Origin of the sequence: Streptomyces sp. ISL-1 (genome assembly GCF_018614585.1) — a bacterium.
Lineage (GTDB): Bacteria > Actinomycetota > Actinomycetes > Streptomycetales > Streptomycetaceae > Streptomyces > Streptomyces maoxianensis.
Genome location: NZ_JAGGOI010000048.1, coordinates 1 through 11,532 on the forward strand (window position 1 = coordinate 1; position 11,532 = coordinate 11,532).

The 11,532-nt window shown below is 71.1% G+C and carries 10 protein-coding genes; 9 read left to right on the top strand and 1 reads right to left on the bottom strand.

The genetic code is table 11. The features are described from left to right. The first annotated feature begins 91 nt into the window (after nucleotides 1–91). From J7E87_RS29680 to J7E87_RS29710, 7 genes are all read left to right on the top strand, one after another. Nucleotides 92–472, top strand: a complete 381-nt coding sequence (locus J7E87_RS29680; RefSeq protein ID WP_215097688.1) for a PPOX class F420-dependent oxidoreductase — start codon at nucleotides 92–94, stop codon at nucleotides 470–472. Between the two features lie 87 nt (nucleotides 473–559). Beyond that, nucleotides 560–2,296, top strand: coding sequence for a hypothetical protein (locus J7E87_RS29685; RefSeq protein WP_215097689.1), 1,737 nt, complete (start codon nucleotides 560–562; stop codon nucleotides 2,294–2,296). Nucleotides 2,297–2,455: 159 nt separating this feature from the next. Further along, entirely contained in the window at nucleotides 2,456–3,298 is an 843-nt protein-coding gene (locus J7E87_RS29690; RefSeq protein ID WP_215097690.1) for a nitrilase-related carbon-nitrogen hydrolase, read from the top strand. After that, a complete protein-coding gene (locus J7E87_RS29695) occupies nucleotides 3,295–4,578 on the top strand; it encodes an aspartate aminotransferase family protein (RefSeq protein ID WP_215097691.1) in 1,284 nt (427 codons plus the stop codon). The genes J7E87_RS29690 and J7E87_RS29695 overlap by 4 nt, the downstream gene beginning before the upstream one ends. Before the next feature lie 29 nt (nucleotides 4,579–4,607). Then, on the top strand, nucleotides 4,608–6,014 hold the full coding sequence (gene hydA / locus J7E87_RS29700) for a dihydropyrimidinase (protein WP_215097692.1): 1,407 nt from the start codon (nucleotides 4,608–4,610) through the stop codon (nucleotides 6,012–6,014). Nucleotides 6,015–6,026: 12 nt separating this feature from the next. Continuing rightward, on the top strand, nucleotides 6,027–7,028 hold the full coding sequence (locus J7E87_RS29705) for a TIGR03842 family LLM class F420-dependent oxidoreductase (protein ID WP_215097693.1): 1,002 nt from the start codon (nucleotides 6,027–6,029) through the stop codon (nucleotides 7,026–7,028). A gap of 38 nt (nucleotides 7,029–7,066) precedes the next feature. Next, nucleotides 7,067–8,596, top strand: coding sequence for an NCS1 family nucleobase:cation symporter-1 (locus tag J7E87_RS29710; RefSeq protein WP_215097694.1), 1,530 nt, complete (start codon nucleotides 7,067–7,069; stop codon nucleotides 8,594–8,596). 32 nt (nucleotides 8,597–8,628) lie between these two features. Here J7E87_RS29710 and J7E87_RS29715 read toward each other — a convergent pair whose 3' ends face one another. Beyond that, nucleotides 8,629–9,423 (bottom strand): SDR family oxidoreductase, encoded by a 795-nt coding sequence (locus tag J7E87_RS29715; RefSeq protein WP_215097695.1) that lies wholly within the window; start codon nucleotides 9,421–9,423, stop codon nucleotides 8,629–8,631. A gap of 55 nt (nucleotides 9,424–9,478) precedes the next feature. Here J7E87_RS29715 and J7E87_RS29720 point away from each other — a divergent pair, with 55 nt between their 5' ends. Both J7E87_RS29720 and J7E87_RS29725 read left to right on the top strand, forming a co-directional pair. After that, nucleotides 9,479–10,915, top strand: a complete 1,437-nt coding sequence (locus J7E87_RS29720) for an amidase (protein ID WP_215097696.1) — start codon at nucleotides 9,479–9,481, stop codon at nucleotides 10,913–10,915. A gap of 5 nt (nucleotides 10,916–10,920) precedes the next feature. Then, a complete protein-coding gene (locus tag J7E87_RS29725) occupies nucleotides 10,921–11,526 on the top strand; it encodes a TetR/AcrR family transcriptional regulator (protein ID WP_215097697.1) in 606 nt (201 codons plus the stop codon). The last annotated feature ends 6 nt before the right edge of the window (nucleotides 11,527–11,532 follow it).

An 11,532-nucleotide genomic window follows, 5' to 3' on the forward strand; every position in this document is an offset into this window, starting at 1 on the left:
GTGGGCGGCGGGCGGCCCTCGGCGCTCGGCCGATGGGCGCGGGCCAACCCTGACGCGCGACTCCAACTCCGGTACGGCATAGTCTCGCCGCGTGACTCCTGAGGACTTCGCAGACGCCAGGTACATCAGTGTGACCACGTTCCGCAAGGACGGAACGGGCGTCGCCACGCCCGTCTGGTTCGCGGTGGACGACGGTGAACTGGTCGTTTGGACCCGCTCCGACTCCTGGAAGGTCAAGCGGCTGCGCAACGACAGCCGCGTCGTCGTCACCGTCTGCGACGCACGCGGCCGGACGGCGGAGGGCGCACCGAGCGCGGAGGGCACGGCGCGACTGCTGGACGCGGCCGGTACGGCCGCGATCCGCAAACTGCTCGCCCGCAAGTACACCTGGCAGTTCTGGCTGGTCGACTGGCCGGCGATGGTCGTCCGGCTGGGCAAGCGGCCGCACACCGGGATTGCGGTGACTATCTGAAAACAGCGCGTAGCAGCGCCGTAACACGCCTGGGGTCGAATACCTGCGGACCGGAATGTTCCGGGCGGCGGTGGGGCAGGGGCGGCGATGGCGGTGCATCAACTTCCGGTAGAGGCCGGGGTGTTCGCGCGGTACCTGAAGGGTCTGACCGCGCTCCTCGACCGGAGCAACGGCTGGTACGGCATCTTCTGGCAGCGTGACCCCGGCGGTATGCGCGCCTGTCTGGACGGCTTCGAGATCCCGCCCTGGGACGTGGTGGAGGCGCTGATCCACGACCTCGGGGCACGGAGCGGGGCGGCGGTCGCGGAGCAGGAGTACGTCCGCGCGAGACACCTCCACGCGGCGTCCGCGGCGGCTCACGACCGGCGGCCGGGCGGCCGCGAGGCGCTGGGGGAGCGGCTGGAGCTGATGCTCCGGGAAGAGGTGTACGCGACGGGCCGGGCGGAGGAACTGCTGCGCGGCCTGGCGGGCGAGCCGGAGGGCACGCCCGCGGCGGAGCAGCTGGCCAACGAACTGCAGTGGACCCGCGACGACTACGCGCGAGCGACGTCGCGAGTCGCGGAGCTGCGTTCGAGGCTCGGCGCGCTGGACGCGTCGACGCGGGGCCGACGCGGGGCGCCGGGCGTCGCGGAAGGCGGACACGGTCCGGGGCCCGCCGGGAGGGGGACGCCCGAGGGTTATGTTCCCGCGCAGGCCGGTCCGCTTGACGGCTCGTACGGGGCGGACGCCGGGTGGCCCGCGGGCGGGGACGTTTCTGCCGCGCCGGACGCCGGGTACGGTCCGGGGCCCGGGACGCCCGAGGGTTATGTTCCGGCGCAGGCCGGTCCGGTTGACGGCTCGTACGAACCCGACGCCGGGTACGGGCCGGGGGCCGGGTCGCCCGAGGGCTATGTTCCCGCGCAAGCCGGTCCGGCCTCCGGCTGGTACCAGCCGGAGGCAGGCACGGACGTACGGGATACGCCCGCCTCGGACCGCCCGTACGAGGCGTACGAGCGCCCCGGCGAGCCCGTCGTCCCCGACGGCTGGTTCCGGCCCGAGTCGGAAGCCGCCCCGGGCCCGGACGCCCCGAGCGTGCCCGCCGAGCCGCCCCCGACGCCCCCCGCACCCACCGAATCCCCCGCACCCGTGAAGAAGCGGCGTCCCCGTGGCGCCCGGTTCGCCGGGGTCGAGGACGACGGCGAGGAGATCGCCGCCGTGCCCGCACTGCCCGTCGCCGGTGATGCGCCGCGAGGGGCGCGCTACGGCGGCGCGGCCCCCGAAGAGCAGGCGCCCGTCGCCCCCGCCCCGCCCCCCGGAGCGGGCCGGGCCGCCCGGGAGACCGTCGCCGAACTTGGGCGGCTGAGGGCGGAGGGCCGCAGCGGTGAGGCGCACGCTGTGCTGTGCGAAGCCGCCGCCCGTCCCGCCCCCTGGCTGCCCCTCCTCGCCGCTGAGCTGCACCGCGCCGGCCTCGCCGCCGACTGGGCCACCCTGCTCTGGGAGACCGCGTCACAGCCCGCCTTAAGGCTCGCGGCCGCAGCCGGCGCACTCGCCGCGGCCGGCCGCACAGAGGACAGCCGGCAGTTGCTGCGCCAGGGCGTCACCCGCCCCGCCGACGACATCGCCGACGCCGTCCTCACCCTCGAGGACGAGAGCCGGGCACCGGAAGCCCGGGCTCTACTGGCCGCCTTCGTACAGATCCACGCCGCCGAGGACACCGCACATATCGCCGACCGCGACCCCCGTCGCCTCGTGCCGTGGCTGCTCGACGCCGCCCGCGCGATCTCCGCGGATCACGAGCGCGATCTCGTCCATGCGCTGCGCGTCGCAGGTCACCTCGGCACCTGAGGCTTTTCGGTGTGGACCGCTCGGGTGTGAAACAAGATCGACTCTGCGGGTTAACGACGATGGTCTTGCCCCAGTGTGTGACGGGGCTTACGTTCTCCTCCTACGCACGAGTGTCTACGTGCGTAGAGGCTCTCTGACGCCCCGCCGAAGGAGCAGCTCATGGCTAACGTCGTACGCGCCGCACTCGTCCAGGCGACCTGGACCGGCGACACCGAATCCATGATTGCCAAACATGAGGAACACGCCCGCGAGGCCGCCCGCCGGGGCGCCAAGGTCATTGGTTTCCAAGAGGTCTTCAACGCCCCCTACTTCTGCCAGGTCCAGGAGCCCGAGCACTACCGATGGGCCGAGCCCGTCCCGGACGGTCCCACGGTCCGCCGGATGCAGGAGCTCGCCCGCGAGACCGGCATGGTGATCGTGGTCCCGGTCTTCGAGATCGAGGGGGCCGGCTTCTACTACAACACCGCCGCCGTGATCGACGCCGACGGCTCTTATCTCGGCAAATACCGCAAGCACCACATCCCCCAGGTCAAGGGCTTCTGGGAGAAGTACTACTTCAAACCGGGGAATCTGGGCTGGCCCGTTTTCGAGACCGCTGTGGGCAAGGTCGGGGTATACATCTGCTACGACCGGCACTTCCCGGAGGGCTGGCGTCAACTCGGCCTGAACGGTGCCCAGTTGGTCTACAACCCGTCCGCCACCTCGCGCGGCCTCTCGGGGTATCTCTGGCAGTTGGAGCAGCCCGCGTCCGCCGTCGCCAACGAGTACTTCATCGCCGCCATCAACCGCGTCGGCCAGGAGGAGTACGGCGACAACGACTTCTACGGCACCAGTTACTTCGTCGACCCGCGAGGGCAGTTCGTCGGCGACGTCGCCAGCGACAAGGAGGAGGAACTGCTCGTACGGGACCTCGACTTCGACCTGATCGACGTCGTACGACAGCAATGGGCGTTCTACCGGGACCGCCGCCCCGACGCGTACGAAGGGCTGGTGCGGCCGTGACCAGCCTGTACGACCGCCACAAGGCCGTCATCCCCGACTGGGTCGCGCTCTACTACAAGCAGCCCATCGAGATCACCCACGGCGAGGGCCGCCATGTCTGGGACGCGGAAGGCAACCGCTACCTCGACTTCTTCGGCGGCATCCTCACCACGATGACCGCCCACGCCCTCCCCGAGGTCACCAAGGCGGTGAGCGAGCAGGCCGGGCGGATCATCCACTCCTCGACGCTCTACCTCAACCGCCCGATGGTCGAACTCGCCGAGCGGATCGCCACCCTCTCCGGCATCCCCGACGCGCGGGTCTTCTTCACCACCTCCGGCACCGAGGCCACTGACACCGCCCTGCTGCTTGCGACCGGCCACCGCCGCTCCAACCAGATCCTGGCGATGCGCAACAGCTACCACGGCCGGTCCTTCTCGGCGGTCTCCATCACGGGGAACCGCAGCTGGTCGCCCACCAGCCTGTCCCCGGTGCAGACGCTGTACGTGCACGGCGGCGTCCGCACCCGCGGCCCCTACGCCCAGTTGTCCGACGCGCAGTTCATCGAGGCGTGCGTGGCGGACCTGGAGGACATCCTCGGCCAGACCCGTGGCGGAGTCGCCGCGCTGATCGCCGAACCCATCCAGGGCGTCGGCGGCTTCACATCCCCGCCCGACGGTCTGTACGCCGCGTTCCGCGAAGTCCTCGACCGGCAGGGCATCCTGTGGATCTCCGACGAGGTGCAGACCGGCTGGGGCCGCACCGGCGAGCACTTCTGGGGCTGGCAGGCGCACGCCGAGAACGGGCCGCCGGACATCCTCACCTTCGCCAAGGGCATCGGCAACGGCATGTCCATCGGCGGCGTCGTCGCCACCGCCGAGATCATGAACTCCCTGGACGCCAACTCCATTTCGACCTTCGGCGGCTCTCCGGTCACCATGGCGGCAGGCGTCGCCAATCTCTCGTATCTGCTGGAGCACGACCTCCAGGGCAACGCCCGCCGCGTCGGCGGCCTGCTCATCGAGCGGCTGCGGGCCATCGGCGCCGGTGTTCCCGCCGTCCGGGAAGTACGCGGCCGGGGCTTGATGATCGCCATCGAGCTGGTCAAACCAGGCACCGACGAGGCGAACCCCGAAGCGGCATCGGCCGTCCTGGAGGCCGCCCGCGAGGGCGGGCTGCTGCTCGGCAAGGGCGGCGGCCACAACACCAGCGCCCTGCGTATCGCCCCGCCGCTCTCGCTGACCGTCGCCGAGGCGGAAGAGGGCGCCGTGATCCTCGAACAGGCCCTGCACAGCGTATAGATCGACTGCACAAGAGGGAGCGCACAAGCATGAGCAGCACCCGCACCCTGATCCGCGGCGGCCTGGTCATCACGGCCGCGGACGAGGTCCATGCCGACGTACTGATCGAGGACGGCCGGATCGTGGCGCTCGCCGCGCACGGCTCAGCCGTCGCCGACGCCTGGACCGCTGACCGCACCATCGACGCGGCCAACAAGTATGTGATCCCGGGCGGCGTCGACGCGCACACTCATATGGAGCTGCCGTTCGGCGGGACCTTCGCCTCCGACTCCTTCGAGACCGGCACCCGGGCCGCGGCCTGGGGCGGCACCACCACCATCGTCGACTTCGCCGTGCAGTCGGTCGGGCACGCCCTGCGCGAAGGACTGGACGCCTGGTACGCCAAGGCCGACGGCAAATGCGCCATCGACTACGGCTTCCACATGATCCTCTCCGACGTCAACGAGTCGTCGCTGAAGGAGATGGATCTGCTGGTGGAGGAGGGCATCACCTCCTTCAAGCTCTTCATGGCCTACCCCGGCGTCTTCTACAGCGACGACGGGCAGATCCTGCGCGCCATGCAGCGCTCCGCCACCAACGGCGGGCTGATCATGATGCACGCGGAGAACGGCATCGCCATCGACGTCCTGGTGGAACAGGCGCTCGCCGAGGGCCGCACCGACCCGCGCTACCACGGCGAGGTGCGCAAGGCCCTCCTGGAGGCGGAGGCAACCCACCGCGCCATCCAGCTCGCCCGGGTCGCCGGCGCCCCCCTCTACGTCGTCCATGTCTCCGCCGAGGAAGCCGTCGCCGAACTCGTCGCCGCGCGCGACAAGGGGCTCAACGTCTTCGGCGAGACCTGTCCGCAGTACCTCTTCCTCTCCACCGACAACCTCGCCGAGCCGGACTTCGAGGGCGCGAAGTACGTGTGCTCAACTCCCCTGCGGCCCAAGGAACATCAGGCCGCGCTCTGGCGCGGACTGCGGACCAACGACCTGCAGGTCGTCTCCACCGACCACTGCCCCTTCTGCTTCGTCGGCCAGAAGGAACTGGGCCGTGGCGACTTCTCCAAGATTCCCAACGGGCTGCCGGGCGTGGAGAACCGGATGGACCTGCTCCACCAGGCGGTCGTCGACGGACACCTCACCCGCCGCCGCTGGATCGAGGTCGCCTGCGCGACCCCGGCCCGGATGTTCGGCCTCTACCCGAAGAAGGGCACCATCGCGCCGGGCGCGGACGCCGACGTCGTCATCTACGACCCGCACGCCGAGCAGACCCTCTCGGCCGAGACCCACCACATGAACGTCGACTACTCCGCGTACGAGGGCAGGCGGATCACCGGCCAGGTGGAGACCGTGCTCTCGCGCGGCGAGGTGGTCATCGACCAGCGGAAGTTCACCGGCCGGGCGGGACACGGGCAGTACACCCCCCGAGGCACGTGCCAGTACCTGAACTAGGAGCCCCACGTCATGGACTTCGGACTCGTCCTGCAGACCGACCCGCCGGCCTCCGCCGTCGTCTCACTGATGCGACGCGCGGAGCGCAACGGCTTCCGCTACGGCTGGACCTTCGACTCGGCGGTGCTCTGGCAGGAGCCGTTCGTCATCTACAGCCAGATTCTCGAACACACCCAGAAGCTCCACGTCGGACCCATGGTGACCAACCCCGGGACCAGGACCTGGGAGGTGACCGCCTCCACCTTCGCGACGCTCAACGACATGTACGGCAACCGCACGGTGTGCGGCATCGGCCGCGGCGACTCCGCGATGCGCGTCGCGGGCCGCAAGCCCAACACCCTGGCCAGGGTCGGCGAGGCGATCGACGTCATCCGCGACCTCGCCGAGGGCCGGGAGGCCGTCGTCGACGGGCAGCCGCTGCGGCTGCCGTGGGTACGCGACGGAAAGCTGCCGGTGTGGATGGCCGCCTACGGGCCCAAGGCGCTGGCGCTCGCGGGGCAGAAGGCCGACGGGTTCATCCTCCAGCTCGCCGACCCGTATCTGACAGCGTCGATGGTCACGGCGGTACGCACCGCAGCGTCCGACGCCGGGCGCGACCCCGACTCCGTCACCATCTGCGTCGCGGCGCCCGCGTATGTCGGGGACGACCTCGACCACGCCCGCGAACAGTGCCGCTGGTTCGGCGGAATGGTCGGCAACCACGTCGCCGACCTGGTGTCCCGGTACGGCGAGCACTCCGATCTGGTGCCCGAGGCCCTCACCTCGTACATCAAGGCGCGCGAGGGTTACGACTACAGCCACCACGGCCGCGCCGGGAACCCGTCCACGGACTTCGTCCCGGACGAGATCGTCGACCGCTTCTGTCTGCTCGGGCCGGCCGAGGCGCACATCGAGAAGCTGAAGGCGCTGCGCGAGCTGGGCGTCGACCAGTTCGCGGTCTACGACATGCACGACGCGAAGGAATCGACCATCGACGCGTACGGCTCAGTGATCATCCCCGCGCTGAACCGCTGAACCACCGAACCACCGAACCGCCGAAGGAGCCGCCAGCCATGACCGCGACCCTCCCGCCCAGCCCCTCCGAGGGCCCGATAGCCGGCGTGGCGGGTCGCGTCGAGCTCCCGCCCGGCTCGGTACCCGCCGACAGTCGCTTCGTCAACGATGACCTGCTGCCCGTCCCCGTCGCGCAACGCCGCTGGACGACGTACAACTTCGCCGCGCTGTGGGTCGGCATGGCCCACAACATCCCGTCCTGGCTGCTCGCTTCCGGCCTCATCGCCCTCGGCATGGACTGGAAGCAGGCGGTGTTCACCATCGCCCTCGCCAATCTGATCGTGCTCGCACCGATGCTGCTGACCGGGCACGCGGGACCGAAGTACGGCATTCCCTTCCCCGTCCTCGCACGCTCCTCCTTCGGTCTGCGCGGAGCGAATCTGCCGGCGCTGGTGCGGGCCGCGGTGGCCTGTGCCTGGTTCGGCATCCAGACCTGGATCGGCGGGCAGGGCATTTTCATCCTGCTCGGCAAGATCTTCGGCGGCTGGACGAAGGCGGCCGAGGTCGGCGGGCAGCCGTGGACGCTGTGGGTGTGCTTCGTGGTCTTCTGGGCGCTCGAACTGGCCATCATCTACCGGGGGATGGACACGCTGCGGCGGTTCGAGAACTGGGCCGCGCCGTTCGTCATCGTGGGCGCGCTGGCCCTGCTGGTGTGGATCACCGCCAAGGCTGGCGGCCTCGGACCGCTCCTCGACCAGCCTTCGAAGCTCGGCTGGGGCTCCGACTTCTGGCCGGTCTTCTTCCCTTCGCTGATGGGCATGATCGCCTTCTGGTCGACGCTGTCCCTGAACATCCCGGACTTCACCCGCTTCGCCGCCGGCCAGCGCGCCCAGGTCTGGGGCCAGACGCTCGGCCTGCCGACGACAATGACCCTCTTCGCGCTGCTGTCGGTCTTCGTCACCTCCGGCTCGCAGGCGGTGTACGGCGCGGCGGTCTGGGACCCGGTCGCGCTCGCCGCCAAGACCGACAACGTCTTCGGCCTGCTCTTCGCCCTGGTGACCGTGTTGATCGCGACGATCTCGGTGAACATCGCGGCCAACGTCGTCTCACCCGCGTACGACCTGGCGAACCTCGCCCCCAAGCTGATCAACTTCCGTAGGGGAGCGATGATCACGGGCGTCGTCGGCGTCCTGATCATGCCGTGGAAGCTGACCGAGACACCCGAGCTCTACATCTTCACCTGGCTCGGTCTGGTCGGTGGTCTGCTCGGCACGGTCGCGGGCATTCTGATCGCCGACTACTGGATCGTCCGGCGCACCGTCCTCGACCTGGCCGCTCTCTACACCCCGGGCAGCCGCTACTGGTACACCTCCGGCTGGAATCTGCGCGCCGTCGCCGCTTTCGCGGTCGGCGGAGTGCTGGCGGTAGGCGGCTCGCACTCGGCCAAGGGGAAGGGACCGTTCCCTGAGGAGGGACTGATCCCCCTGCTCAAGCCCCTCGCGAACTACGGCTGGGCGGTGGGCCTCGCCGCGGCGCTGGTGCTCTATGTGGCGCTGATGCTGCCGGTTGCGCGCGAGGCCCGGGACTGAGGCCCGGCGCGAGGCGTACGGGCCGCCAGGGGTCAGCGGCTTTCGCGTTGTGCCTCCACGATGTGGCGGAGCGTACGGTCCGCGCCGCTCGCGCGCCGCTGGACGCGTTCGGAGAAGCCCGGGAACTGGCCGCCGATCGCGGTGAGCACCTTCATCTCGGCGGGGGCGACGTTCACTTCGGCCCTGTTCTGCTCGATGGCGCGGACGACGCCCGCGACGACCTGCCGGGGTGAGACCGTGCGCAGCCCCGCGGGCGGCTCCGCTCCGGTCGCCGCGAACATGCCCGCGTCCCGCACGAATCCGGGCTGGACGATCGACACGCCGACCCCGTGCTCGTGCAGATCCTGGCGCAGCGAGAGCGCGAAGCCACGCAGGCCGAACTTTGTGGCGTCGTACAGCGCGGAGTACTTCGTCGCCGTCTTGCCCGACATCGAGCCGACGAACGCCAGATGGCCCCGCCGCGCCTCGACCATCGCCGGGGCCAGCAGCCGCGCGAGGATGGCCGGGGCGCGAAGGTTGACCGAGAGGGCGCGGTCGATCTGGTCCGGGGTGTAGTCCAGCAGCTCACCGCTGGAGGGCAGGGCGGCGTTGGCGATCAGGATGTCCGTGCCGGCGGCCTCGCGGGCGAGCCGTTCCACGTCCCCCGGGTCGGCGAGATCGGCGACGACCGTGCGGGCGCCGTAGCGTTCGGCGAGCGGCTCAAGCGCCTCGGGGCGGCGACCGCTCAGTATCAACTTCGTGCCCATGGCGGCCAGTTCAGCGGCGAGTGCGCCGCCGATGCCGCCGGTGACGCCGGTGAGCAGAACGGTTGCTCCGGTGATGCGCATCTGGTTACCCTCCAGTTCTGTTCGTTCGAACGAACAATAGGGAGGCGGGGCGATCGTGTCCACAGATGAATCCGGCGGACTGGCAGAGCACACACGGGAGTTGGCCGACGGCCGGACGACGTCCGAGGAGCTGGTGAAGAGCGCGTTGGAGCGCATCGAGGCCAGCCAGTCCACCATCAACGCCTTCCGCTGGGTACGCGGCGACGCGGCGCTCGTGGAGGCCAGGGACGCGGACCGGCGCCTCGCGGCGGGGGAGAGGCTGCCGCTCCTCGGCGTGCCCCTCGCCGTCAAGGACGACACCGACGTGGCAGGGCTGCCCACCCTCTTCGGCTGCTGCGGCGAGCTCGCCCCGGCCGCCACGGACGGCGAAGCGGTACGCCGCCTCCGCGCGGCCGGGGCCGTGATCGTCGGCAAGACCAACTCCTGCGAGCTCGGCCAGTGGCCGTTCACCGAGGGACCCGCCTTCGGAGCCACCCGTAACCCCTGGTCCACCGACCACACCCCGGGCGGTTCGTCCGGCGGCTCGGCGGCCGCCGTCGCCGCCGGGCTCGTACCCGCCGCGCTCGGCTCCGACGGCGCGGGATCGGTCCGCATCCCTTCCGCCTGGTGCCACCTCGTGGGCATCAAACCGCAGCGCGGCCGCGTCTCCCTGCACCCCTACGCCGACGCCTTCCAGGGCCTCGCCGTGAACGGCCCGCTCGCCCGCACCGTCGCCGACGCCGCCCTGCTGCTCGACGTGGTGCAGGGCCCGCACCCCAAGGACCTGCACCGCCCGGACGCCATCGACGCCTCGGCCGCGGCCCGCCGCGAGCCGGGCCGGCTGCGCATCGCCCTGGCCTGGCGGCCCCCGCTCACCCTCACCCGCACCGCGCCGCACCCCGAGGTGCGCCGCGCCGTCACCGCGCTCGCCGAGGCGCTCGCCCGCCTCGGCCACCATGTGGAGGAGGCCCGGCCGCGCTACGGCCTGATCGGCCTCGCCTTCGTGCCGCGCGCCACCGCGGGCATCGCGGAGGTCGCCGCCCTGCACCCCGACCCCGCCCTGCTCGACCCGCGCACCCGCCATGCAATGCGCAACGGCCGCCGGCTCAGCGGCCGCGTCGTGCGCGCCGCCCGCGCCCGCGAGGCCCGCCAGCACGCGAGGATCGGGGCGATCTTCGACTCGTCCGGGTTCGATGTGGTTCTCACCCCGACCACCGCGGCCCCGCCGCCGCGCATCGGCGCCTTCGACGGACTCAGCGCCTGGCGCACCGACGCGACGATGGCGGCCGCATGCCCGTACGCCTGGCCCTGGAACGTCCTCGGCTGGCCCGGAGTCAACGTCCCCGCCGGACTCACCGCCGACGGACTGCCCGTAGGCGCCCAACTGCTCGGCCCCGCGGGCAGCGAGGAACGGCTGATCTCGCTCGCCGCCCAACTGGAAGCGGACCAGCGGTGGTACGAGAAGCGGCCGCCCGCCCCGGTGATCCCCGGGAGCGTGCCGGTGGAACAATGACCGCCATGTCCAATCCGGCCCGCTCCGCCACGACCCGGCAGCGCATCATCACCGCAGTCCTGCACATCATCGGCAAGGACGGCGTCGCGGCGGTCACCAACCGGCGGATCGCCAAGGAGGCCGGGGTCTCGCTCGGCTCGGTCACCTACCACTTCGAGACCCAGCACGAGCTGCTGCGCGAGAGCCTGCTGCACTTCGTGCACGAGGAGACCCGCCGCTTTACCGAACTGGCCGACCAGTGCCAGAGCGATGGCGTCGACATCGACGGCGCTGCCAACCTGGCGGGCCAGGTGGCGGGCGGCACCGCCTTCGACAGCGAGCACATCGCGCCCTTCGAGCTGTACGTCCAGGCCGGGCGCGACGAGCGGCTGCGGGAAGCGGCCGCCGAGGCATTCGCCGCGTACGACCGGCTCGCGGCGCAGATCCTCACAGCCCTCGGCGTCCCCGACGCCGAACGCCTCGCCGCGACCACCGTCGCGCTGGTGATGGGCCTTCAACTGCGCAGACTGGCCACGGGCGGCCCGGCCGACGACCTGGTCGACGCGCTGCTGCTGCTCGCGCGGGGAGCGGTCGTCCAGGACGCCGGGCGGGCAGGCTTCTCGGGCGGCTGACCCATT

What these genes read in the sequence shown, in the direction of transcription:
- J7E87_RS29685 (WP_215097689.1), top strand. Translation starts at nt 560, where the DNA reads ATGGCGGTGCATCAACTTCCGGTAGAGGCCGGGGTGTTCGCGCGGTAC.
- J7E87_RS29690 (WP_215097690.1), top strand. Translation starts at nt 2,456, where the DNA reads ATGGCTAACGTCGTACGCGCCGCACTCGTCCAGGCGACCTGGACCGGC.
- J7E87_RS29710 (WP_215097694.1), top strand. Translation starts at nt 7,067, where the DNA reads ATGACCGCGACCCTCCCGCCCAGCCCCTCCGAGGGCCCGATAGCCGGC.
- J7E87_RS29725 (WP_215097697.1), top strand. Translation starts at nt 10,921, where the DNA reads ATGTCCAATCCGGCCCGCTCCGCCACGACCCGGCAGCGCATCATCACC.
- J7E87_RS29715 (WP_215097695.1), bottom strand. Translation starts at nt 9,423, where the DNA reads ATGCGCATCACCGGAGCAACCGTTCTGCTCACCGGCGTCACCGGCGGC.
- hydA (WP_215097692.1), top strand. Translation starts at nt 4,608, where the DNA reads ATGAGCAGCACCCGCACCCTGATCCGCGGCGGCCTGGTCATCACGGCC.
- J7E87_RS29705 (WP_215097693.1), top strand. Translation starts at nt 6,027, where the DNA reads ATGGACTTCGGACTCGTCCTGCAGACCGACCCGCCGGCCTCCGCCGTC.